The organism is Thermopirellula anaerolimosa, assembly GCF_054657335.1.
The window spans coordinates 194,285-220,604 of the sequence record NZ_BAAHYX010000006.1; the positions used below are offsets into that span (position 1 = coordinate 194,285).

The following is a 26,320-nucleotide window of genomic DNA, read 5'->3' on the forward strand; positions in this document are numbered from 1 at the left end:
GAGTCGACCCGGACGAGTACGCCGACTCCGTGGAACAAATCATTCTCATTCAATCAACACGGTGATGAACACGCGGCCGAATACTCAAACGCCCCAGCCCTGTCGGTACTCGGGCCTGAGGTACCGGTTAAGCTCGGGATGATTCTTGACCGTTCGAGATTCGGCGTCCCATTCGATCTTACCGCTGATTTTCAAGGCCAGATTGCCGAGCAAATAAGCCTCCGTGAGAGGGCCTGCATAACTGAAGGGGCAACTCGGTTGATCCGGGTTCCCCTGACGAATGCCTCGAAGCCATTCGGTGTACATGTCGTCGTACCGGCGGAGCGATTGGGGAACGTCGGGAAAGTCGCCCACGGACTTGTGCCCTACCCCTAGCGCCGCTTTGGTACCGACCAGCAGGGCACCGCCGCTGGGTGGTTGAGCCACGCCCAACAAATCCGGGGACGGCGTCTTGCCGCCGTCGTACCAGAACAATTCCACGGGCGGTCGGGATCCCTTGCCCGGAAACGTGAACTTCAGAACGGACGATAGGGGAAACATTTCCGTCACGGGACCGGACATCTCCACCACCTCCACCGACTGGGGAGCATCCAACTCCAAGCCCCAGAACGCGCTGTGCCACATGTGCGGCGCAATGTCGCCCAAGGCGCCGGTCCCGAAATCCCACCAACCTCGCCAAACAAACGGATGATAGACGATGCCGCCGTGTCGCTGCTCCGGCGGGAGTTGGTAGACGGGGTGCCCTTCCGGCCATTTCTCTCGGTATGGGCGAGGCTGGGCCACGCCCAACCAGTTTTCCCAATCGAGATAATCCGGAACAGCGTCTCGACCTTCCGGTCGATCAAAACCTTGCGGCCAAATCGGACGATTGGTCCAATAGTGTACCTCTTTGATATCGCCCAGCGCGCCGCTGCGAATGATTTCCACCGTACGGACCGTATCTTCTCCCCCACGTCCCGGCGTTCCCATATGGGTCACAAGCTTTTTGGCAGCGGCCACGTCGGCCATCCGGCGAGCCTCTTCCACGGTACGCGTAAGCGGCTTCTCGCAGTAGCAGTGCAATCCCAAGTCCATGGCAGGGATGCAAATGGGCGCGTGCATGTGGTCCGGCGTGCTGACCACGACCGCATCCAGTCCCTTCGACTCGTCCAAGAGCTTGCGGTAGTCGGTGTAGTCCCGAGCTTGCGGAAAACGCTTCTTTGCCTTTTCGAGGGGGCGCCGATCCACGTCGCAAATGGCGACGACATTCTCTTTCGAAACGCCGTCCAAGTTGGCCCCTCCACGACCGCCCACCGCGATGACGGCGATGTTGACTTTCTCGTTGGCCTCGAATCCGCGAACAAGTCGGGCGGGCAAGAACATCGCCGCGCTGACGGCGACTGACGACTTCAACATGATACGGCGGTTGACTTTGGGGTGATTCATGGGCGGGATCCTTCAAACGGAATGGGTGGGAAACAACGACCGACCGCCGATTCCGAACGGCGGCAAAGTTGCCCTCGAAGGGGCTTCAACGTCTATGATGATGCGCCGCCGGAGGACGTCCGTCAACAACCGAAATACTGCCAAAGCAGATTTTCGGTGTTTATTCCGACTCGGCAAGCGAGATCACACGCGCTAGCCATACACCTTGTTTGCGGACTTCGGCGACCGGCGGTCGATCGAGGAGGGATTGCGGCAGGCCGTCGAGATCGGCGCGCCGATGATAGAGAACCACCCATCGCGGTTGCGGATTCTCACCGCTCCAGCCGATCAAACGCACCTGCCTCTCCGCCAGGGACGGCGATGCCAGCACCAATGCCGGCGCTTGAAACGGGGCTAAACTCGGGGCAAAACCGACGGCTTCACCCTCCCGACAGCCCTCGGCGACGGTCCGCAACAGGTGCTCGGAAATCCCGTCTCCCCAATAGCTGACCTCAAAGCCGAGGCGTTCGGCGCCCCATAATCCGCCTGCCAACGCGTTGTAATAGCTGAGCCAAGCCGGGCGCAACAACAGAATTCCGACGCCCTGCAACAAGAGAAGAGCGGCGACAAATATCCATCGGTGGGATGCCGGACGACTTTGCCAACAAGCTATCGGAAGGTCAACGAGCGATTTCGCCCCGATTCCCACGAACACGGCCCACAGCGGAAACACCGGCAACATCAATCGCTCCCCGTCGTAAACCGGCACGCGCGGCAGGGAAAACAAAAACAGGAAAAAAACGATCGTCCCCAGCACCAACCGGCATCCGCGTGAGGCCCGCAACGCGTCATCCGCGGTAGCTCGGCTTTCCCCCACGTTTGCATCAGGCGACTGCGTGACGCTCGCTTGCCTCGGGAACGCCGCCCGAAGTCCCAAGGCGCCCAAGAACAACAAGCCGACGGGAATCGTGACCGCAAAAAGCACCCAGGGATAATGCCAAGGAACGGCGACGTCGTTCCAGACCCGGCCCATGTAAAAGGTATGGATGGAGGTTCGTAGGGTCGAGCCGATTACGTACAACCGAAAATTGCCGAGGGGATCGAGCCAGAGCCAAGGCCAACCCAAAAAGAAGACGCTCATCCCGACGCTTAACCAGATCAAAAACGCCGACCATCGACGCCTCTCGCCCGCCCAGAGGATCCAAATTCCGATGGGTATCCCGATTAGCAGTCCGTGGAAGCGGGTCAGCATGGCCAACCCCCACGCGCCGCCCGCCAAAGCATACCAAAACAATGAATTGCCGCGTCGTTGCGCCGTTACCACGGTCGCGACCGCCGCCGTGCAAAATAGGGCGGTGAACAGGTCGAGCGTGGCCAAATGCGCATGCCCGAACAGCCGAGGGGTAAGCACGACCGCAATGGCGGACGCCGCTCCCGCCGCCATGCCGTGTCCTTCGGCTACAAACCAACCGACCAGAATGACCAAGATGCCCAGCGCCATTGCCGCCGCAAATCTTGCGGGAGTAATCGCCAGCACGGTGAGGTCCAGTGGTTCGGGATCGAAAATCCAATGGGTCCAACCGAGAATCCAATTCCCCAGCGGCGGATGGATGGGCGGTCCGCTGGCCGTCCAAGAGTACGCCTCGCGAATCCGCCCGGGATCGGTAGTCCAGAATCCGGAAATCAAAGCGGAGACTACCAACCGCTTCCCGTAACCGATGTGATAAAGCTCGTCGCACGTGACGCCCGGCCCGCTTCGATCCGGTGCGATGTCCGCCAGGGCCAGCGCCGCGGCCATGATTCCCAAGGCGACAAACACCGGAAGCCGAGCGGTCTTTTCCGCGGGCGGAGTCTGCATGATTCGCTCCCAGGCGCAACCGGCGCGCAGCCAATCTCGCGGATTCTAACCGTGCGATTCCTCGATTCCGAATGGCAATCGCGCGCGTGGACGCCTACGCAGGCCGGGGTTCAACTCTTGGAAGAGGAGGCTGGGCTGGATGTCCTTATTGTCTTGATACTTCCCGTTGCGATATTCTTCGTACTCGCCGCGGATCTCGTGGTAGAAAATCTGGCAGATCGGCACGCCGGGATAGATGCGCACCGGTTGGACGGCGAACATCTCCAGGGTCCAGTAACCGCGGAAGCCGACGTCGCCGAAGCCCGCCGTAACATGAACAAACAAGCCCAATCGCCCGATCGACGATCGCCCCTCGATCATCGGGACCAAATCGTAGGTTTCGGTCCTCTCAGCGGTGCGGCCCAGGTAGAGTTGGTTCGGTGTCAGGACCAGGCCGTCCTCCGGAATCACGACGCGGCGGACGCGATTCGGTTTCCGCATGTCCAAAACCACTTCCTCGTACAGCAGCAGTTCGTGGTGCAGCGTCAGATCGTAGCTGTTCGAATTGAGATGCTCCTCTCGGAACGGTTCGATGATGATCTTGCCGCCCAAATTCGCGAGAATCTCTTTGCCGGAAAGAATCATGGCGATTCCTGGATCAAGCGTTGTTGAAAAGTCGCTTTCAGCGGAGCGAACTCCAAACCTGCCGCGTTGCCGGAGTCGGCGCAATCCTGTCTCCGGGGGCAATCCCCATTATCACTGGTTTTTCTCTTTTCCACGACTCCCCGCGCTGCGCACGCGACGCTGCGGTGCGGTATCCCGGCGCGTCCCTTGACGCTCACGGGTCGTCCGCGGAGGGCGACTCGCAAGCGGCGATCGTACCTCCTCCGGCGTTCCAATCTTCGGGCAGAGGTCCGCCAAAGGGCAATCACCGCAGTTCGGCTTCTTGGCTTGGCAGTACCGCCGCCCGTGTTTGATCATGCGATGACTGAAGGCAATCCATTCGGATTGCGGGATGATAGCCATCAAATCCTGCTCGATCTTGACGGGGTCGGTTTGCTCGGTGAAACCCAACCGGCGACTGATTCTGGCGACATGCGTGTCCACCACGATTCCCGAGGGAATGCCGAACGCCGTTCCCAGCACTACGTTCGCCGTTTTTCGCCCGATGCCCGGAAGTTCCACCAGAACATCCATCTCTTGCGGCACGTTTCCGCCGAATTCCCGATCCAGTCTCTCGCAGCAGGCTTGAATACTCTTGGCCTTGTTACGAAAGAAGCCCGTGCTTTGGATGTCTTTTTCAAGCTCAGACAAAGCGGCCGACGCGTAGTCCCGCGCCTTTCGATACTTCTTGAACAGGGACTTCGTGACTTGGTTGACTCGCTCGTCCGTGCATTGGGCCGACAGAATCGTGGCGATGAGCAACTCCAGCGGGGAGCGGAAATCCAGCGAGCATGAGGCGTCGGGATACTCGGCGGACAGTCGGGCCAAGATTTCACGCGTACGTGAATTCGGCGGCATAACGCGTTCGTGGGCAAAATTCTTTCGGAAAAGGTCTCCGCTTACCAAAAGCAGGATTGTTACCATGCCGGATGCCGCTGTCAAGTCCGTGAAAAAAGCGGCTATTCCGTACAGGGAAACCGATGCGTCCGTCGTATCATCGGGCTTGGCGGCACGCCTTCCCGCGCATAAGATTGCCGGAGGCTTTCCGTGGGGATCGATGTTCTCGAAACCGACACAGCCATGCATGTCCGGGCGACGGCGCAGGCCGTCCCTTAAGAGTGAGCGAATGAACGAAGAACAACAAAGGGGGCTTGAGCGGGGAATCATCGCATTCAATCGCGGTGAGTTCTTTGAAGCTCACGAAATTTGGGAGTCGGCCTGGCTGGGATCTCAAGGGCCTGTCCGAGATTTTCTCCAGGGGCTTATCCAGGTTTCCGTGGCCCTCCACCATCTCAGTCGGGGAAATCTGCACGGGGCTCGAAGCTTGCTTGAGCGGGCCGCGGCCCATTTCGAGGGTTTGCCATCTCCGTGCCACGGGATTCATTGTGAAGAATTGCTGCTCGTTGCAAAACGCTGCGTAACTTTGGGAGAAGAAATGCTTCGGGCGCGTAATCCTGTGGGCAAGGGTTGCCTGACCAAGCAGGAATGGTCTGCCTTGCCGTTGCCGCGACTGGACATCGAACCTCGCCGCGACCAAGCCGCAACGGATGACGCCCTCCTCTAGTCGGAACCGTAACGGGAAAGTCATACTGAGTAGTAGAGCCGGATCGCGGAATTGCCGACACGGAGGGCCGACCATGAAATGTCCTTACTGCAAGTACGACGACGATCATGTAATCGACAGCCGAGTCGTCGAAGACGGCACGGCGATTCGCCGTCGCCGCGAATGCAATCTTTGCGGTCGGCGGTTTACCACCTACGAGCGATTGGAGCGTCGTCCCGTCAAAGTGGTCAAACGCGATGGATCGCGCGTACCGTTCGACAGGATCAAATTGAAATCCGGACTGGAAAAGGCCTGTTGGAAACGGCCCGTGAGTGACGCCCAGTTGGAACGAATCGTCAACCTGATCGAGCAGCAGATCGAGGCCGACTTCGAATCCGAAGTGGAAAGTCGGCACATCGGCGAAATGGCCATGCAGCACCTGCGCGACCTGGATCAGGTGGCTTATGTGCGATTCGCCAGCGTGTACCGGCGCTTCGAAGACGCCGTGGATTTCGTCGAGGAAATTCGCCCGATGTTGCGACGCGACCAGGATCTGAATCCGCCCCTAGCATCGGAGTGACGTCGCGATTTCCGGACTCGATCTGTGGCGCGATCCGCCGGGGACTGGGTTGTTGCCGCCAACCTGAGAGTCTTTTGCAGAGTCGAACGGCACGTATCACGAAAATGAGGGATCCGCTCGGCATCGCCGGCGAATCCCTCAAGTCATTTCAGGCGAGATCATGCGGGCGGCTACCCGCGACTCGCATCACCGTCAAACGTCGGTCCAGAAGCCCTTGGCGATGAGGTAATCGACAATCCCCTCGACGTGCTTGGTGTTGTAGGGGCTGTTTCCTCGTGCCTTGACCTTTTCGAACTGAGTCAACCACACGTAGTAAGGCAGGCTCGGGTTCTGCAACAGCATGTAGTCCGGCGTGGCCTGCAAGTGATCGACGCCCGCCGAATCGTAGACGTTCGCCGTGTCGACGCCGCCACCGCCGTAGGCTTCCACTCGTTCGAAGAACTTCGCTCGGAGATAGTAGCCGGGGCCTTTCAGCCGCGAATACTCGGGCGTCGCGATGAGGTCATCCTTGCCGCTGGAACCGTACATCCGCGCCGTGTCGAATCCGCCGATCGAATAGCCGTGGACGTAGTCGAAGGCCTTCGCGCGGGCCATGTAACCGGTGCCGGTGACGCGGGCATAATCGGGCGTCATGATGAACGTGTCGTTGCCGGTCGTATCATACAACTGAGCGACATCCAAGCCGGTGGTGGCGTATGCGTGAACGATACCCACGTTGTTCACCGTCACGGCATAACCGGGCCCGGTCAGAGTGCTCTTGCCCGGCCGAGCAATGAACCAATCATCGCCGGCAGAGTCATAGAGTTGGGCCACGTCGTTGCCGCCATTCCCGTCGATGGTGACCTCATCGAATGAGTAAGCCGCGATGCTGAATCCGGCATTTTCCAACTCCGCCGAGGTCGGCGTGGTTTGGATCATGTCATCGGCGGTCGCACCGGTAATGGAGGCGGAATCGGCTCCGGAACCGGAGGAGAACGCTCGCACCGCGTCGAACTGTTTGGCCCTGGCGAGATAGCCCGGTCCGACCAGGCGGGCCTGGTTGGCGTCAGCCGTGAAGGTGTCGTCGCCCGTCGTATCGTACAGATCGGCGCGATCATTGCCGGTGGACGCGTACCCGTGCACGAAGTCCACGCTGTTGACTTCGTAAGAGTATCCGGGGCCGACCATCGTAGCCCGGCCCGGCCGAATCTCTAGGGCGTCATCGCCGGTGCTGTCGTACAACTGAGCGGCATCGGTACCGCCGTTTCCGAAGACGATGAAGCGTTCCACGTTGACGGCCGAGGCCTTGAAACCGGTTCGCGTCATCGTGCCCGCGGTGGGTTGCAGCACGAACAGTTCATCCGCCGCCGTGCCGCTGAAGGTCACGGTATCGCGCCCGCCCGCCCCGTCGAATCGTACGTCGTCCACGTCGGCCGTGGAATAATTGTAGGCGGTTCCGTTGACGATCACCGTGTGCAGCGTACCCGCGGTGCTGATGCTCACCTGATCCTCGCCGCTGCCGCCCGTGACGAAAACCACGCGACCCTGCCGAACCACCTGAGCGGTCGAAACCGCGAGAGTGAGGCGGTAATCCTCGACCTCGCCGTCGGGTGCGTAGCCGGTCGGGGCGCTGACGCCCTGGCTGCTGAAGCGGAACCGGGCGTAAGTGTCGCCCACGCGAGCATCCGACGGGATATCGAAGCTCAAGGTGTTGACACCCGCGGAGAGCGAGCGACCGCTGAAGATGCGCTCGCCGGGATCATTCCAATCGCCGTCCCGATTGAAGTCGATCCAGGCATCCAGCTTCCCTGCCGCGGAAGCCGTCACATCGATGACGGCGGTTCCACCGAGCAGAAGTTGCGAACCGAAGACGACGCCGTCCTCATCATCCGAGATGAAGGTATCGTCTCCGTCGGCGGCGACGCTCGGACGTCCGTCTCCTTCAGCATCGATGCGAGCGCCCAAACGCAGCGAACCGGTCAGGTGTCGTGCGCCGTTGTCGGCCAAGGTTGTGGGATAGGGTGCCGGAGCATCCCCGTAGTCCATGCTGCCGTCATCATTCAGGATCCAGATTTGCGCTTGCGGATCGTCGATCACGGCCAATTGCGGACTGCTGATGTTCAGGAAGAAGTTCTCGTCGGCCTCGATCCGCGTATCGCCCACGATCTCCAGTTCGATCGTGGCCTTGGCCGTGGCGGGTTGCTGCCGAGCGACGACGATCTCGTAGTTGCCGCCCTCGAACCGACGCCAAACGGCCAGATCCTCGCTAATCACGGGATACCAGTCGTAGCCCGGATTGTTGGAAATGTTCCGCGGGATGCCGGTTGTGCTCAAATCGGTGTAGTACACTTCCCAATTGCCGTTGACAAAGGCGTGCCACACCAATTCGTTGCCGTGGACGCGCGGCAACTCATCCGGAACGTTGTTATCGGTAACTTTTCGCAACGAGGCCGGTCCGAGATTCAAGTTGATGTAATATATCTCGAGGTCCGTGCCGTCATTGCCTTCCCACACCACGTTGTTGCCGGAAATCTCGGGATGCATGTCATCCCGATTGTTGGAGGTCAAGATCGTGGTGGTGTTCGTGGCGATGTCGTACAGCGCGATCTCCCAATCGCCGCCGTCGTGCTGTTGCCAGACCACGTTGTTCCCATCGATCCGCGGGAAACGATCGTCCAGCGTGTTGTTGGTCACGCGGCGAGTCGAACCGTAGGCGTAGACGTAGATTTCATTGTCGAAACCGTCGAACGCGTACCACGCCACGTTACGCCCCGACACAACCGGCAGGTAATTGTTGAACCCGTTGTTCGAAATATTGATGGGATCACCGCCCGCGGCGATGTCGTACGCGAAGATTTGCTGGACGCCGCCGGGGTTCCCCCACCAAGCGACCAAGTCGTCCGAGACCTGCGGGTCCTTGTCGTCGAAGTCGTTGTCGGTCAGCTTCCGAGTACTGTCGGTGTTGATATCGTACAGATAGATTTCGTAGTCCTGACCGTCGAACCCGGACCACACGACATAGTGACCGTGGATCGACGCAAACCGGTCATCCGTGGTGTTGTCGGTCAATCGCCGCGTGCTCGTGCCGTCGAACAGGTAGATCTCCCAGTCCTGCCCGTCGAAGGTTTCCCAAACCACGCGGTCTTGCCACACGCTGAAGTCGTAATCATTGACCGAGTTGAGCGTGAGCAGTTCCGTGTTCCAGGTCGGAGTAGGAATACCCTGCGGCGTGAAGACGAACGTGCCGGAGGCCGGAATGTAGTCGTTATTCGCCGTGGTCGCCGTGCCGTCCGCCGTCTGGTAATTGAATGAGATGGGCGCGCCGAACGAATCGGAGACTTCGACGGTCACGCGGACGCGGGTGCGACCGCTATTCCCCTCGGCCACGGCGACATCGTCCACCACAACGTGCGCCAGCTTGTAGTTGCCGAAGTTGACGTCGGTCAGATTCTCGCCCGTGGCCAAGGTGACCGAGTAAGATCCGTCGTTGCCGCTCCGGGTCGTGGCGTCGACCAGCGGGCTGGTGAGCGGATCGAAGATCACGGTCGATCCCGCCAGATGCACGAGATCGGCCTCAGCGGTTGCCGTAACACCGAATCCGGCCACGGCGTTGATCGCGTTCATCACCGAGGCGGCGATGACCGTAGCGCTATCGGTCGTATTGAACGGTATCCGACGGTTTCCGGCGGTGACGGTGCTGTTCGAATCGAACTCGAAGGTCACCACGGTGGTGCCGTTGGAGATGGTGAACCGCTGACCGTCCGTAATGGACGATCCCGCAGGCGCTCGGAGGTGCCGGGTCTGCCCGTCGGGCAGTACCAGTCCCGCCGTCGGATAAGTCTGAATCCAACCGCTCGGGACCACTTCGCGGACGGTGTAGGAACCTGCAAACAGTCCGGTGAATTGATAGAAGCCCGTTTCATCCACGTTGGGCGTGGAGGGATCATCCAACTGCGTGACCGCCACCGGTTCGAAGGAATCGAGTACGGCGTTATTGTTGAGATCCACGTAGACCTGCACGCCCGGCAAGCCCGGTTCCACGCCGAACGGTCGGCCCGTGTTGGGATCGAAACGGAATGCGTATTGCCGCTGTGCCAAAAGCGCGGTGAGGTCGGCGGGGGTCGAAGGCCGGGCTACGCTGAGGTAGTTCAAGCCGTCGCCCGCATCGTATCCGATCTGTGCGCCCGGGGCGCCAAAACCGTTGACGCCGAACCCGTCGCCGGTGGTCCACTCCATGTTGTGGTAGTAGAAGGCCACGACGTCGCCGCCGGGATCGTCCTCGATGTACAACGAGAACGTATTCCGCTTGTCGTTGTGTTGGTTGTAGTATCCCACGTTGACCCAGTCGATTTGCACGACGGGGTTCCCGCGGGAACTGGTGCCTTGCTGCATTCGGATCTGGCCCACGCCCCGCGTGTCCGCGTCCGCCCAGAAGGGCGCCAGCATCGGCTCACCTTGCGGGAACCCGGCAGCCGAGAACGCGCTAAGCGGATTGGCAAAGGTGACGATGCCGTTCGTGGACACGTAGATTTGGTTGTAGGCCTTGCCGAAGAATTCGAAATCGAATCCCAGCGGAATGGCGCCGCTGGCCATGTCGTCGCCGGCGGGCAAAATGATGTTGCCCGCACCCGGAGGCAGAATGGTCACGGCGGGCACATCGGCACTCGGCTGTCGATCCCACACGCCGTTGGCGTTGAGATCGTTGAACTTGTAGCCGCTGATGGAGGAGGTCCCGGCGATCACGCGGACGAGATAGTCTTCCACTTCGCCGTCGGGAACGACGGTTTCCCCCGCCGGCGTGTACGGCAACAGGCCGGGCGTGTGGCTGAAGCGGAAGCGAGCGAAGGTATCCGCGGACTCCAACTCGCGCGGAACGCGGAATTGCAGCACGTTGTTGCCCGCCGCCAGCGATTGGTCCGCGAAGATCTGTTCGCCCGGATCGTTCCAGTCGCCGTCGGCGTTGTAGTCGATCCACGCGTTGAGATAGCCGCCGGATTGCGAGGCGTAGACCGTGATGGTCGCCAATTCGCCGGTCAGCAGCGGCGTGTTGAAGATCACGCCGTCTTCATCGGCCTGGTCGGTATTATCGTCGCCGGTCGCCGTCGCGTCGGGTTGGCCGTCCAACTCATAATCCACCGATTGACCCAAATGGAATCCTCGGACCACCCGGTGTCGCGCTCCGCCGTCGGCGGCCAGAGTCGGATACGGCGCCGGGGCGTCGCCGAAGTCGAGCGGAGCATCCACGACCGCCGTCCGGTAGTCTTCGACCTCGCCGTCGTTGGCAAAGCCTGTGGGAGCCAAGTTCATATCGGTGCTGATTCGGAAGCGGGCGTAGGTCGTCCCCAGGACCGCGTCTTGCGGAACGGTGAAGAATAGACTGTGCGTTCCCGCCGAGGCGAGGGGTTGATTGACGAAGATTTGCTCGCCGGGGTCCGCAAAATCGCCGTCGCGGTTGAAGTCCACCCAGCCTTGCAGATAGGCGTTCGGCTGCGAGACGACGACCTGTACTTCGACGGGACTGCCAGGTACGAGGGCATCCAGGAACAGTACGCCGTCCTCATCGTCGATGCCCGCCTTGTCGTCGCCGTCCGCCGGGACCGTCGGCTTGCCGTCCAATTCCGCGTCCACGGCGGCACCCAGGTACAATCCCGAACCGAGTCGGTGTCGAGCGCCGTCCACGCCGCGAGTCGTGCCGTAGGAGTCCGGAGCGTCGCCGTAATCTTCGTGGTACGGCACCAACTCGACCAGGTAGTCTTCGACCTCGCCGTCTTGGGCAACGCCGGTGGGATTCAAACCGCCCGCGCTGCTCAGACGGAAGCGAGCGAAGGTCTGACCGGGAGCCAGTCCCGACGGCAGGTTCACCGTCAAAAGGTTTACACCGGGCTGAAGCAGCACGGAGTTGAACACCTTTTCGGCCGCGTCGGTCCAGTCGCCGTCCATGTTCAGGTCGATCCAGGCATCCAGATAGCCTTCGGCGGACGCGACGACGCGGATCTGCGTATCGCCGCCGATGAGCAGGCCGGCGTCGAACAACACGCCGTCGTCGAAGGTGTCGCCGGTGGCCGTGGCGTTTTGGCGAGCGTCGGCTTCGCTGCTCACGCCGCTTCCCAGGTAGAGGTCCGGCACGATGATATGGCTGGCACCGTTGTTCTTCAGTGTGGTGGGATAGGGACCGTCCGGCGCATCACCGAAGTCGATGCCCGCCACGTTGACTGTGAAGAACGTGGTCCCGTCGCCCCGATTGGGCTGAAGCGGATTGTTCGCCAAGTCGCGTATAGCCTGATTATCGAGCACGATCTTGTAAATGTGCCCAATGGACCAGACGCCGGAGGCGGGCACCAGGTAGATGATGTCATCCACCGGTTGGTACTGGAAGAAGTAGTCCTTGCCCTCCTCGAGCAACACGTCGCCGCGGTACACGGAGACGGCACCCGGCACGACCGTGCGGTCGTTGATTCCCACGCCGTCCTCGTCCAGCAGTTTCACGGCAAAGCGGAAGACACGCTGACCGGCGACGAACACGTCGTTCAGTCGTCGATCGCGATCCACTCCCGCACCGTCGTTGTCCAACGGTTCGATCAAGCCGCTGGTCGGACCTCGGAAATCCACGCGGTCGACGGCGCCGCGGTCCTTGTAGACGCTGAGACCGCCGCCGGGAGGCGGATTGACCGCCGGATCATCCTTCCGCAATTGACCATACAAGTCGAAGGTCGGTGCGATGATCGGCGAGGCCGAAATGCCGATCGGTTGCAGAACGGAATTGTAATAAGCGAACCGCTCCTGCAAGGAATCGATCGAACTGTCGATGATCTCCGAGCCTTGGTCGGGGATGAAGTTGTAGTTGGCGGGATCGACGAACAGCGGCGCTCCGGCGGCCAGGACGCGGTCGAAGGTACCCAACCCTCGCCCCTGGACGTTGGCGTTGTTGCCTTGATAGGCGTTGCCGCCTAAGACCGTGTTCGGATTGGACGACGCATCCACCAGGATGCCCGTGTTGAGGTTGGCTACCACGTTGTTAAGCAGCGTCGGGCCGGCGTTGTTGACGACCGTGATCCCCACGCCGTTCGGGGCCAAGCCGCCGTACACCGTGTTGTTCACCACGCGAACAAAGGGGATGGCGCCGGTGGGTTGGCCGACCTCACCGCTGATGCGGATGCCGCCTTGTGTGTTGAAGGCGACCAAGTTGTTTTGCAACGTCACGCCCGCCACCAATTGATTGGGAGCGTTCATCGTCCGCCCGGAAGCTGGATGCGGAGCGTTGGATCCCGGTTCGCGGGCGGCGGGTTCCACACGGATTCCGTATTCGGAGGCGTGGAAGACCGAGGTGTTCTCGACGATGATCTGACCCTTTTCACGGAAGGCGTTGCGCTCGCCGATAACGGGATTGCCCGCACCGTTCGAGAATTTCACGGTCTCGTTGGGCAAGCCCGTTCCCTCCACGACCCCGTACGAGATGTGTTGCAGGGACTGCGGTGCGACACCGCCGATGCTGCCGCCGACGTACGTCGCGCCCCAGAGGTCCACCCTCTCGCTGGTGTTGATGGATGCCGCGCTGACCATCAGGCGCCCGGCGTCTCGGGCCGCGTTAACCGCCGCCGCGACGGCGTTGGCGACTTGGCCGGCGCTCCACGAAGCCTGGAAGTAAACCGGCACTTCGCTGCCGTCCAACGGCGGATTGAGCGGAACGCTCGTGCCGACCGTGCTGTCGAGGAAGACGAACGTCTGTTCTCGCACGCCGTCGTTGATCCAGAAGCGATCGCCGTGACCGATGTTGCTCGCCGCCGGGAATTGGAGCGTGTAGCCGGTTGTCCAGCGGTCGTTGGTGTTCGCCTGCGCAGCCAGCGGGACCACTCGGTACGGATCAAGTACCAGCGTACCGAATTCATCACCGCGACGAATCTCGAGTTGGTAACTGCCGGTGACGACGACAGGCTCGTTGACCAGCGGCGCCCGCATGAAATCGAATCCGGTGTTACCGGCCGGTGCATTGGTGATCATCTCGCCCCGTTCGGCAAAGCCGATGATGATGTCATCGATGTACCAACCCTCGAAGCTGTTATTCTGGCCGCGACGGAAATCGTAGAAGCGATTATTACCGCGAGCGGTTGCGCCGTAATTCTTGGAGGTCGTATCTCCCTGCAAAGCGTTGCTCCAAGACAACGGGCCGGAGTCCGTCACCGGGTGGCCGAACAGCCGCATCAGCGGTTCGGTCTGGCCGCGACTGTCGGTCAGTTCGTCCAGCTTGATGGTCGTCTGGTTGAGATCGGCCTCCTTCAGCGGACTGGCGGTCGGGTTGGCCGGATTCGTGCCGTCGAACGCGGCTTGCGGTCCGCCGAGCTGAACGGTTTGATTCAACACCACCGCCGAGATTTGCAGGCCCGCGCCGGTATTCAACAGATTGATCGCCGCCGAAATCCGGGCTGCGATGTCCTGCGGCGTCGTCGCGCCTTGCAATCCGACGATGACGGCGTAATCGGCCCGAACTCCCGGCGGAAGGCCGAGACTCGCGGGATTGACAATCAACGGCGTCGCAAACGATGTCGTGAAACCTAACAAGGCATAAGCCGGGACATTACGAGCGTCCAGGGCCGTCACGGTGACGGCCGAATTGTTGAGCCCCGCCGCCGTCGCACTGTTCGGAACGAAGATCGAGTTCGGTGTAGCCCGGAACTGGCGATTGACCGCGTCGGTGATCAGCTTCGAAACCTCGAGCTGAGTCATGTCGGGCCGGAGGTAAACGGGCACATTGCTCGCGGTGATTTGACCGGGAGTGCTCCCTTCCAGCAAGATCTGGGCGGCCCCCAAGGTCACGGTTTGAGCACCAACCAAGAAGATTCGATTACCGTTGGCACCGCTGAAGACGACATCGCCGGGAACGTAGGCGCTGAGATTCAGCCCCAGGCCGTTGACCACCCCAGCCAAGGCATCCGTCAACTGTCGTGCCGTCATCGTATCGTCGATGGGAACGGCGACGTTTCCGGACAATACGGTGCCGTTCTTATCGAACTCCAAGGTCGTCGTGGAGGAACCGTCGCTGATCGTGATGGTTTCCCCGTCCGCGATCCGCACGCCTGCCGCGTTGGGAATGACCAGGGCGTATCCGAGATCGAACTCGAACGTGACACCGTCCACGGCAAAAGTGGCTCCGTCGTGCAACTCGGCGGCGTCGGGTGCCGTCAGGTATTCGCCCGTCGTCGTGACATTGCCGACATCCATGTCGCTGGCCGTGCTGAAGTCGAAACGGATTCGGAGATTGTCGAGTCCGGCGAATTGGCTGAGGTCCAACCGCGCTTGCCGCCAATTACCGCCCAAATCGATGACTTCGCGGATGTATCCGCCGAGAGGTCCCGTGTCCCGACTAGGACCGATAAGATTGGCGTCGTTGAGGTCCGTATTGGTGGCCATCAACGTCCAGTTTGCGCCGTCGTTCGAGATGAAAACTCGCACGGAGTCGAAGTCGGCGCTATTCTCCGTTTCCGCGTAGTAGTTGAAATACAGGGTCGGCTTGTCCGCGGGGCTGTAGCCGGCAAGGCTGAACGTGCCGCTGGTGAGACTTCCGTGGGCACCACCCGGCAAGTTGTACGTGAACAGCCGGCTGCCGTCGCTGTTTTGGTTGGTCGTAAAGTTGTCGGCGCCGGGCTGATTTTGGTTGCCGTCGCCGTCCGTAGGATCATCCAGACCGAAGTAATAGCTGCGGTTGCCTTCCAGCAGCGGGTCATAGCCTTCCGCCGGTACGCGGCTATCGTCGTACGTCTGATAGACGCCGTGTCCCTGATCGCTCCATCGGCGATCCGTCCAATGCCACAAGTTGTAGTCGACCGGCGAGAAGTCGATGCCGTAGATATTCCCGACCGTAGGCGGATTGACGCTGACGGCCCCATCCAGAAATGCTCCCGCCAGCGCGCCGGTCGTCGTCAGAGCATACACATTTCCCGCCGTATCGGATGCGAAAAGCGTTTCGGCATACTTGCCGCCCTCAGCATTTTGCGGACCGGTCGCCAGACCGGAGAAAGCGATGGGTTGACCCGTGGTCGGATTGACGACTTGGCCGATGTAGTGCAGTTGAGGGCCGGCACCCGGAACGCGAGTGAAGAATCGCGGTCCGCTCTGGGGATCGACCGGTCGAAAGCCCCACGAACCGCCGTTAGCATACGCGCTGACATTGGTGATGTAATACAAACCGCCCGTGTTGGAGACCGCGTAGAGCGTGTTCCCAATATAGGCCATCCCCGTAATGTCGCCGCCGACGCCTTCGCCCGCGAAGTCGAGTTGCGGAGCGTTGGTAATGGCCACCGGATTCAAGCTATCGACGTTCGCCAATTCCACCGTCGCTCCACTTACGGTCGCGCCGGCCAAGAAGGCGGCGCTGTTGATGGCATTGGCCATCGCTTGGGCGACTTGCTGCGGCGTGTAACCCGCCCCAATTGGTACTCGGACGCGTCCCGGAGTCACGTCGTGGGCACCCGCGATCAGCGTCAGTGGAGCGGTGGATGAGAACACACTGGCGTTGAGGAACGTGAGGCGATCGCCCGGGCTGTTGGGGTTCGTGGTGGTGGTGGATCGGAAGGCGTAACTTGCATCGATGCCACCTGCGCTCGAGTCGACGATCGATTCGATCTGCTGGCCGAGTTGTTGCGACGTCCAAGTCTCCTCGAAGGAAATTGGCGTCCCGGATGAGGCGCCGTGCGTGCCTTGGATCGCCACCTGAGCGGGATCACTCGAGGCGGGCGGGTTGCCTGTGGAATCGTTAATCAGAGTAACGCGATTGTTTACGGAACCGGCCACCACCGTGAAGGCGCCCTGGGCGTTGATGGCGTTGACCAACGAGTTGGCAAGAATGGCGCCGGTATCGCCGTTATTGAAGCCGACGCGAACATTGTTGTTGTTCGTCAGCGTGTTGTTGTTGTCGAATTCGAATGTGACGGAAGTGGTTCCGCCGCCCAGCGTACTCCCCCAAATGGTGACCGTCACGCCGTCGAGCGAAGCACCCGCCGAGGCCGGGAGGACGACTACCGGACCGCTGTCGAATTCGAACGTGTACGTCAAACCGTTGTTGACGTTGACCAAGCTGAAGGTTTGTCCGTCGCGGAAGGCCGCGGCGCCCTGGGGATCCATGCGAACATCGAGTCCCAAGTCGAATTCGAAATTCACGGTGGTTCCGCCGGCGTCGGTCACGGCGAACCAATGGCCGTCGGCGAAGTCGCGAGGTTGGACGCCGCCCCCGAACGAGTAAATCGGATCCGTTTGCGAAGCGGGGTTGGCGATCAAAGTCGGAGCGGTAAACAGTTGCCCGATCGGCACGATATTGCTGAAGAGACGATCCCCGGCGGCAGCCTGCCCGTTGTTGATCGCCGGGTGGTTGATCGCCGTTCCCGAGGGTGACAGCATCCACACCAGATTTCGCCCCGAAGTAATTCCAGCGCCGCCGCCCAAGTCGGGATTCGGCACGTTGCCGACGATCATCACTTGCCGGCCCAAATTGCCGGTGTTCTGCAAATAATGAACCATCGCCTCGACGTAGAGGCTGTTGTTGGGATCGTTCTGAAGGTTATTCAGGTTGCCGGGATCGCGGCGGATGATGTTGATCCCGGTGTCAACATCGACTGCCAGATTGTTGGCGTTACCCGTGTCGAATTCACGATACCGCGGATTGAAGTCGACGCCGGGACCTTGGCTGACGGTCATCAACCGCCCGTCGTTGCGCATCGCGATGTCGTGGTAAACGATGTTAGGACTACCGGGCAAATAGGGATCGGCCCAGTCGGTGACATCCGTCTCGACCTGACCTGTGAACGGATCGACCGTGTAAAGGTCCGTCCCGGTGAGCGTGTAAAAGACCACGTCGCCCAGCTTGAACTCGTCCGGTACCAGGCTGAGTCGTTGTTGAGCGGCTGTTATTCCTGAGGCTGGGCCGGAGTCGATGTGCTCTTCAACGATCCGCTCCACCGAGTTGACCGGTTCGATTCGGACGAGCGGGTTGGCCGTCGAGTCAGCGCTCCAGGTTCCGCCGATGACCGAGGACAGGACTTGCGGTGTGGCCAGGGCCGAGGTGACGGCTACGTAGTACGTGGTATTCGCACCTTCCGGCAGGTAAACCGGCCCGATGTACGGATCTCGATTCCAGACGGAACCTCGGTTGAGGTCCTCGATGGCGTTGCTCACCACGAGCGCCATATCGTCGGCGATGTTGGAATCGTTGCTGCGAAGGATCAGCCGCCCCTGGCTATCGAATACCCAAATCGCCAGGTCCGGCCGAGCCATGCCGTCCGCGTAGTCGATGTCGAAAATGGTGGAAAAGATGCTTCCGAGGTCGTTCAAACCGCCGATGGACTGGATACCCTGCAAGTCGATTTGGAAGCTGTACCAGTCGACGTCGGTCCGCCCGCTCAAGTAACCGGCAACCGAAATCGTGTTGCGATCCATGCGGAGCAGGTTGCCCAAGGGCTGCGCGTTGCCAATGGCGTCGTTGGCGGCGGTGGTTTCCGCAACCTCGCCGAGCAGCGGATGGTGTTGCGGGAAGCCGAGCACTTCAATGCCGTTCGTGGCGTAACGGACGTCGGCGTACTTGACCGTGGAACCCGCCACTTCCTGCATTTCCCGCAATCGGACTTGCAACTGGTAGTTTCCCGCCGTGTTGGCGAGGAGTCGCATCGACGAGGTCAGCGGGTTGAATTGGGCGCGGACGCCGTCTAGGAATATCTTCCCATTCTCGTAACGAGCGGTGATCTCGAAGTTCTTGGCCAACTTCTGCCCGTTGATCGCCGTCGTAATCGCGGCGGCCACCTGATCGGCGGTCATCCCGTTAGCGACGGAGACCGCCACAGCCGATGGATCGGACAGCGTACCGTCTCGGTCGAACTCGAAGACAATGCTCTGGAAGTCGTCGGACACGATAAACTGGGCTCCCTCCGCGGCGTTGACGCCCGTCGGGATTTGAGATATCGCAATGACGCTTCGGACACGCACGTAATAGGTCCGCACTTCGCCCGCCGGACCCGGCAGAACCAACCGCAAGCCCGCGTCGCGCGGGTTCATGCTGTAGAAGTCGCCTTGCTCCGCCGGATCGCTGGAGGTGGAGCGAATCCACGGATCACGATTCATGGGATATGCGAGGGTCGTCACCGAGCCTTGCGGCGTCTCGGTCAGGGAATTATCGCTCCGGGCAAGCACGTTGCCGTCGGCGTCGATCAATTCGATGATCGTGTCCAAGGCGAACGTCGAACGGTCGATGTCGATCCAGATCTCGGTGCCGGCCGAGGCATCGAAGCTGTAGACGTCCGAGTCGGTGCGCTCGTCATAACGCACGGCCCCGTAGATGTCGAATCCCAGACGCAGGTTGTCGTCGCCGGCCTTTTCGTTGGGCGCCAATTGGCCCATGTACTGAGCCCGCTGCGGATACGCGTTGATATCGGTCACGCTGCCGGTGGCGGTCTCGCGTTCGATAATCGTAGCCAAGTTGCGATCGTGACTGTAGCGATCAAAACGGACGCTCCGCCACTGACCGGGGGCGGCGGTGCTCGCACCGTCGCCGTTGGTGTCGTACTGCGGGTTGCCGAAGATGTCGAGACCCGCGCCGACCGAATCATCAGCCAAAGAGGTCAGCACCACGGGATAGCCCGGTTGACCGACGACTTGAAGGATGCCGCCGATTCGGTCGTCGTACTCGAGAGGCCGACCGGAGGCCGTGAATCCGGCGTCCTGGCCCCACAGTTTGACCACCAGACTTTGAGTGGGCGCGCTTTGCAATCGCAAGCCGCCCTCGTGGTGGTAATTTCCGATCACGATTTCGCCGTACACCGCGTGCACGATGTCGGTGTCGTCCCACACGCCTTGCGTGGTCAATTCACCGGCACGGACCTCCATGGCGTTGAATTGATTGCCGGTCATGCGGTTTAACGCGACCAACGGCCCCTGGTTGCCGTCGAACTCGGAGAAGACGTCGATCTGGCCGGTGCTACGTCCCCAGTCAGGCACTTCCCATGCATTGAGCGCGTTGACATCCACGGAGACGATGTGCCCGGAGTTGTCGACGAAGCGATTGTTGACGATGACGGGCTGAGCGCCTCGGACGTAAATGGTGGCCGGTGTGATGAAGCCGCGCCCGTTTCGATCGCCGGCCGAATTCGCGCCGTTATGCTCGAATCGGGTGTTGGCGATGCGGACGTGCGCCTGCCGAATCTCGATGGGATCGAAGCCCGCGAAACCGCCCTCGATCGCCGTCTGGCCTCCGGCGTACGCGATGATCGCCTGATCGATACTGCCCTCGGACAGCGGAGCGAAGCCGATTCCGCCCCAATCACCCTTGCCGGGTTGCTGGCCGCTGGTATTCTGTGCCGTATTGAACGTTCCGCCCGCACCGTAACGATTGTCGATCACGGAGGTAAAGACCACCTTGTAGCCCGGCACCGTCTCCGCAAATCCGGGACGCCCCTCGGCGATGAGTTGAGCACCGATCTCGGTCTCGATGCGACTGCCCTGCAACTTGACGATCACGCCCGGATCGACTTGCAATCGGGAGTCGATTCGCGCCTCCAGATTTCCCAGACCTTCGACTTTCAATTGAGCGCCGCGCTGCGTGAGGTTCACGTTGGCGCCGACCGCACCGGCCGTCACTTCCAAGCCGCGCGACACGGAAGCCGCGTTGATGGCCGCGGCCAAGGAGGCGGCGACTTGCGTCGCGGAATCCGTCAAGCTGTACGGCACCGCGACGCGACCGGCCACAACGCCGTCCCCATTGTCGAACTCGAACACCACACGCGTCCGACCGTCATAAATGGAGAAATACTGGCCGTCCAATCCCACACTTGCCGCGGAGGTTTGGATGCGGAAATCGTTCGCCAGGGAGACGCTGGGAGCCGTAGAGGCCCGTTGGAGGGCGCCGCCCGGCGTGCCCGCGATCGCCAGGTTCTCGGGCACGTAATGGACGATGTCCCAATCATCCCATCGACCGAAAGTGGTAAGCTTCTTCGTCGCTCCACCTGCGGCGGTCTTGATGCGGACGTAGAGGCCATTGATCGAGTTATCTACGACGTAATTGCCGCGGATGGTAGGTCCGACGCGATCGTACTCCACGGTGTAGGGCTGCGCCGGATCCCAGCTTTGGAATTTCGTATCCGCGAAGCTGTTGGGGTCGGCCGACATTGCGGCGTCGGCGCTGCGGCTGATGCTATTGAATAGGATGGTGGGTCGCGCCTCGACCATGTGAATCGGGTTATACACCGACCGCACGCCGTTCACGATCACTTCGCCGCCGCCGTAGCGCATGTCGGCGTGGCTGACATAGTTCAGGAAGATACCCTGGTCTTCCAACACCTGGCGCGGCGGTAGGCCGGAGGCGGGGTTATAGTTCCGGATGTACTGGTAATCGAGATCGTTGCGGAAAACGATACCGCCCCAATCGCCGGATGCCGGTGTGGTGTTGTTGGTCGGCTCGGGATCGCGGCCGAGCGACTCATCGTAGTACGAGGTGAAGTAGACCGGCAGCCCGGGAATGCCGAGGACCTGCAACGCTCCGCTGCTGCGGTCGATGCCCTCGGCCAAACTGCCGACCGTAATGTTGGAGCGGAACAGCTTGATCATGGCCCCGGCGTCGACCATGACCGTCACGCCTTGCGGCACCTCCATGCGGACGCCGTCGGCCATGGGGGCATTATCCACCAAACGCCGCCCGATCTCGTAGGGCACGTTGTCTCGCAGCGTGGCCGGCGCATTCGGGTCGTCATTGGCGAAATTATTGCCCACGATCCGCACGATCTGGTTGGGACGCGCCGCCGCGAACGCGCCCGAGATGGTCGTGAACGGCTTGCTTAAGGAGCCGTCCGGCGCCGTGTTGAACGACAGCTTGTCCACGAAGAGCGTGTTTGCTTCGGACTGGACATTGAACCAGAAGTTGTATTCGCCGCCGGGGACGCCGTCCAAGTCGCCGTCCAGGAACAACCCCGTCGAGTCGATGATCATCGACGGATTGGCGGTGTTCGGTTCGCGGAATGTGGTCGGATTGTTGGGATCGACGCCGCCCGGCGTGAAGTTCAAGCGGAGCTTGTAGGCGCCCTGCGTTACTCCGCCGATGCCGGTATCGTCGATGTTGGGGTCGTATTGCGTGTTACCGGACGCGCTCACTCCGATGAAGTACGTGCCGGCCGGTAGGTAGATCTCCAGCGCGGAGTCCTCGCTGTAGAAATCGTCGTTCCTCGCGACGACCTCATAGGTGGTCTCGACGTATTCCTTCTCGACGGGCACGCCGTTTTCGATCACGACGTACTTGCGAAGCGTGTCAACCTGACGATAAAGCGTGATCGCAGCGTCCAGCATACTGGAGTTGGCCATCCGCTCGGCCAGGATTTCGGCACTCACCATGCCTCGCTCCTGGAGGTCGAAGCGGTACATGTCGACGTCCGTGCTGTCCGGCCTGTACATGTGGCGACCGTGAACGATGTCGGCCATGCCGGGGAAGACCGGTTCGAAGGAGCCCGTCGCCGTGGTGGCATCTTCGGAACTGCCCATGATGACAAACGGCGAGAGATCGTAGCTGTGGCCGTAGCCCAACAGGTGGCCGATTTCGTGCATGGCGACTTGGAACCATCCGCCGCCGAATTCGCTGGCCCCCCAATTCTCGGCGTAATCCATGACGGCCACGCCGCCGCCGGCGACGCCGCCAACGCCGCCCGGCGCTGATTGCAGCCCCATCAACGCCAGGTCGCCGGTGATGATGGCCAGGCCGCCCGTCTCGCTTTCGTAGAATTGAATCCCGAGGTATTCGCCGTAAATCGCGAAGATTTCACGCGCACGCTGTTTCTGAGCTTCCGTGATCAGATTATAGCTGCCGGTGGGGAAATAGAACGGGATGCGCGGGATACTGGTGGACGCATCCGGGCTGGACTCGCCCGTCAAATAGTGGTCTTCGATCAGGATGCTGTCGTAGTTGGGAAGATCGCGATGTCCCGGTTCATCCACGGCGCCGGGCCACTCCAGGGTATAACGCTCCGGCACGATGGCACCGGAAATGATGACGCTCTGGGGCGCCCCTGCGTTTCCGAACCCCGAAACCAGCGACGAATTGTAGAACGAAGAGCCGGCGTCCGCGCCTTCGCTCATATTCCAAGTCTGAACTACCTGATAACGGCTTCCGATCCGCAAGCGCGCCGCCCCGGTACCCAGGTTGGCCAAATCTTGGCCGAAATCCAGAGTCACCTTGTTCGCGTCGGCGTCGTAGCTGACGGAAACGGGCAGCACCACCGTGTCGTCATCCGGTCGCGCAGTACCTTGGGTGAATATGAGCTGGTAGAACTCTCGATTCGTGGCGGCGTTGGCGTCAAGCCGATCGTTGCTGAGATAGACCTCGATGACACTACGCCGCTGCTCCAGACTGCGCACCTGGAACTTGCTAGTGCGCGGATCGAAAGCGGCGGCGGAACCGCTCAGAGTGATTTGGGCGGTCAATGGATCCGAACTGACCGTCAAATTGAGGCCTTGGCCGATGATGGCTGCGGCGACCGCCGACGTGACCGTTGCGGCCGAATCCGTAGTTTGGAACGGGACGGCGATGCGTCCGGCCTGGACCCCGTTGTTCAACGCTTGATTTTCGAACTCGAAGGTAACCTGAATCGCCCCGTCGCTGACGACGAAGGTCTGCCCGTCCGTGATCTGGTTGCCGGGGGGCACGGTTACGCGAATATCGCTGCGATAGACCGGTTGCGGAACGACGGCGAGGATTTGCGGGCCGAGATTGACGTCGAATTCCAGCGTCAAATCTTGCCCCACACCTAGGTCGGGATCGAAACGGAAAGGAACCGGAGGAGAGTCCAAATTCGTGAGCGGATTTGCCCCCGTACCCCTGATGACCAGGTGGTATTTGTCATCGGGTAGGTTCTCCGCGAAACGAACGATGACCTCATTCGGCTTGTCGCCGATGCCGATGTAGCCGATCGGGACGACGACCTCGTTGCCCTCCGCGAACGAATCATCACCGCCCGCCCGAACGAACTGAATCGCGCCCAAGGTGTTCGGGTCCAGTTGTTGACCCTCGTTGAACCGCAAAATCAGTTCGCGCGGCGCGACGTTGAGTTCGGTTCCTTCCTCAATCAGGCTTCCTTCGTTGGGAATGACGGCGACCAGATCCGGCGGAACGCTCGGGATTTGCTGTCCATAAACGGCCAATCGCCAAGAATTCAATTGACCGACCGTTCCGGTGACGCGATCGCGGACGATCAGCGTCCAGTCTCCGCCCGCCGATTCTCCCCAATTCCTGGCCGTGGTGAAGGTCCAGCGAATTCCGTTGTCGAACGGGTCGTGCGTGTGCGGTTCCGCCAAAACGGACTGCGTGCCGGAGGGAGAGACCAGGACGATTTCCAGGTCGCCCGGGCTTTGATGGCTGATATCAACAGTGACCTCGGCCCACTCCACGTGGTTGATCGTGGGTGCCACACTGACGACGGAGGAGATTCCGGCCGGATTGTTGTCCGGGATCACCCGACTGACGGTCATCGTGCCGGAATCGAGCACCAATTCCGGTCCCACGGGCTTCCAGGTCTGTGCCGCGGCGACGGCGGCAGCGGCATCCACGACGCCGAACCCGTACTTGTGATTGATGTGGTAACCGGCAGCGTTCGTGGTCCAACCCGAGTCGCTCGCATCATTCATCCTCGCCGTCTGGGCCAGGATGTATTGAACGTCGCGGTAAGTGAGGTTGGGATTCGCCTGAAGCATCAAGGCGATGATGCCGGAAACCAGCGGCGCGGCGGAGGACGTTCCGCCGAATTGGGACGTATAATCGATGTCCGGCAGCGGATCGCCATCCGCCGTCCCCGTAACGTTGTACCCATCCTCACCCAAGCGGTCCGTGGTGTAGATGCCCGAGACGAGTCCGTTGGAATAGGCGCTCACAAGGATGTTTGCGCCAGGTTCGGAGTACCAAGCCTGGCGACCGTCGTGGTCTACCGCCGCCACCGCAATGGTGTAACGCGAGTTGGCCCAACCGTCGTAGTTGGAGTTGTCGTTGCCTTGCAGACCGTTACCGGCGGCCCAAACGTAGACGGAACCCAATCCGCCGCGGCCTGTCGTGATTCCTTGCTGCAATGCCGCCAAGCTCAATGGACCGGGGCCAGCCAAGACTGAAAACGGAATTCCGCCGCCCGCATCCGGGGGGCCCCAACTATTGTTGTAAATCTGGATGGCATCGGTCCGATGTCCGATGGCTTGGGCGATTTGCAGGTCTGTGACGGACCCGCCGATGAGGCGCAACGCCGCCAGTTGGGCATCGAAGGCCGCCCCCGTCACTCCCAAACTATTATTGCCGGACGCCGCCGCGACCCCGGCTACAGCGGTCCCATGGAAGTCTCCCGTCTCAGCCTGCGGATCGGTATCCCCCATCAGGTAGTCGTAACTCAAATCCGCGCGATAGTTGGCGACCAAGTCGGGGTGTGTCGTCTCGATACCGTCGTCCACGATACCGATGACGACACCATCGCCTTGGTAGTTATCCCAGACCCCGGTGACTCGAACATCTTGGCCCAAGGTTCCGCCGGATTGGCCCGTGTTGAGCAAATGCCACTGCTCGACGAATAGGGGATCATTGGGAATCAGCCGGCGGTCCAACTGTTGCGGGGCGAGCGGAAAGCGAAATTGCACGCCCTCCACCTGGTCCAATCGCGCAACGATGGTTTCCCAAGAGATTTGCGAGGGGAATTGGAAGACGTAAGCCCCTTTGATGCCGCTGGCGACGGCAACCTGTTCGCCCCCGACAAGCGAGGCAACCAGTTGCGGATTCAAGCCGTCGGCCAGTCCGACCACCCATTGATGGCTGGCCTGGAGTTGCTGAACCGAATACTGGTTCAAGTCGGAGGCCGCTTCAATAGCCCGCTGTAACGTATCCTCCCACACCCGATCCGGATTATTGGGAGACACGCTGAGGAGGACGCGATCTTCGAACTTTTCGAGCCGCAAACCTCGATGCCGTCGGGCTTTAGGTTTTTGATTGCGGGCCGAATTCTTTTGAGCGCGTTTCTTGGGACGAGCGGAACTGCCGAAGGAAGAAAGAAAGCGGATCGAATCCCAAAGCCTCATCGAATGGATCCCCCTCAGGCGTAAACGAACGGCAGAATTGCTAAGAGATGGAAGAAGCTGGTAGTAGCGCGGCCGAAAAATCCGTCAGTACCCATTGAAATTACGAATTACGGAAAAATCAATGCCAGACTTCGCAGATTATCCATTTTGACCGTCCGGTTGAACTCTGCGAATTGGGCGTTGGCACCTTGCGAAGCATCGACGCAACTAGATTTCTCGCAACCTCGACACAGGGGTTGGCGTCACGGTCCGG

Annotated in this window: 7 protein-coding genes; 2 read left to right on the forward strand and 5 right to left on the reverse strand. The window is 60.8% G+C overall.

What is annotated here, in order from left to right:
- Window positions 1-84: 84 nt before the first annotated feature.
- The 4 genes from ACYQ6J_RS06935 to nth all read right to left on the reverse strand — a co-directional run bounded on the left by ACYQ6J_RS06935 (window position 85) and on the right by nth (window position 4,762).
- On the reverse strand, window positions 85-1,425 hold the full coding sequence (locus tag ACYQ6J_RS06935; protein WP_460183457.1) for a Gfo/Idh/MocA family protein: 1,341 nt from the start codon (window positions 1,423-1,425) through the stop codon (window positions 85-87).
- A 160-nt stretch (window positions 1,426-1,585) separates the two neighbouring features.
- Window positions 1,586-3,262 (reverse strand): ArnT family glycosyltransferase, encoded by a 1,677-nt coding sequence (locus tag ACYQ6J_RS06940; protein ID WP_460183458.1) that lies wholly within the window; start codon window positions 3,260-3,262, stop codon window positions 1,586-1,588.
- Between the two features lie 45 nt (window positions 3,263-3,307).
- Window positions 3,308-3,886: a dCTP deaminase gene (dcd, locus tag ACYQ6J_RS06945; RefSeq protein ID WP_460183459.1), complete on the reverse strand. Its 579-nt coding sequence runs from the start codon at window positions 3,884-3,886 to the stop codon at window positions 3,308-3,310.
- A 111-nt stretch (window positions 3,887-3,997) separates the two neighbouring features.
- Entirely contained in the window at window positions 3,998-4,762 is a 765-nt protein-coding gene (nth, locus tag ACYQ6J_RS06950; protein ID WP_460183460.1) for an endonuclease III, read from the reverse strand.
- Between the two features lie 268 nt (window positions 4,763-5,030).
- On the opposite strand from nth, the gene ACYQ6J_RS06955 reads away from it, so the two are divergent.
- On the forward strand, window positions 5,031-5,468 hold the full coding sequence (locus ACYQ6J_RS06955) for a DUF309 domain-containing protein (RefSeq protein ID WP_460183461.1): 438 nt from the start codon (window positions 5,031-5,033) through the stop codon (window positions 5,466-5,468).
- Between the two features lie 73 nt (window positions 5,469-5,541).
- Window positions 5,542-6,027, forward strand: coding sequence for a transcriptional regulator NrdR (gene nrdR / locus ACYQ6J_RS06960; RefSeq protein WP_460183462.1), 486 nt, complete (start codon window positions 5,542-5,544; stop codon window positions 6,025-6,027).
- Window positions 6,028-6,219: 192 nt separating this feature from the next.
- On the opposite strand, the gene ACYQ6J_RS06965 is transcribed toward nrdR, so the two are convergent.
- Window positions 6,220-26,067 carry a GEVED domain-containing protein gene (locus tag ACYQ6J_RS06965; protein ID WP_460183463.1) on the reverse strand — a complete coding sequence of 6,616 codons (19,848 nt, stop codon included), beginning with the start codon at window positions 26,065-26,067 and terminating at the stop codon, window positions 6,220-6,222.
- Between the last annotated feature and the right edge of the window lie 253 nt (window positions 26,068-26,320).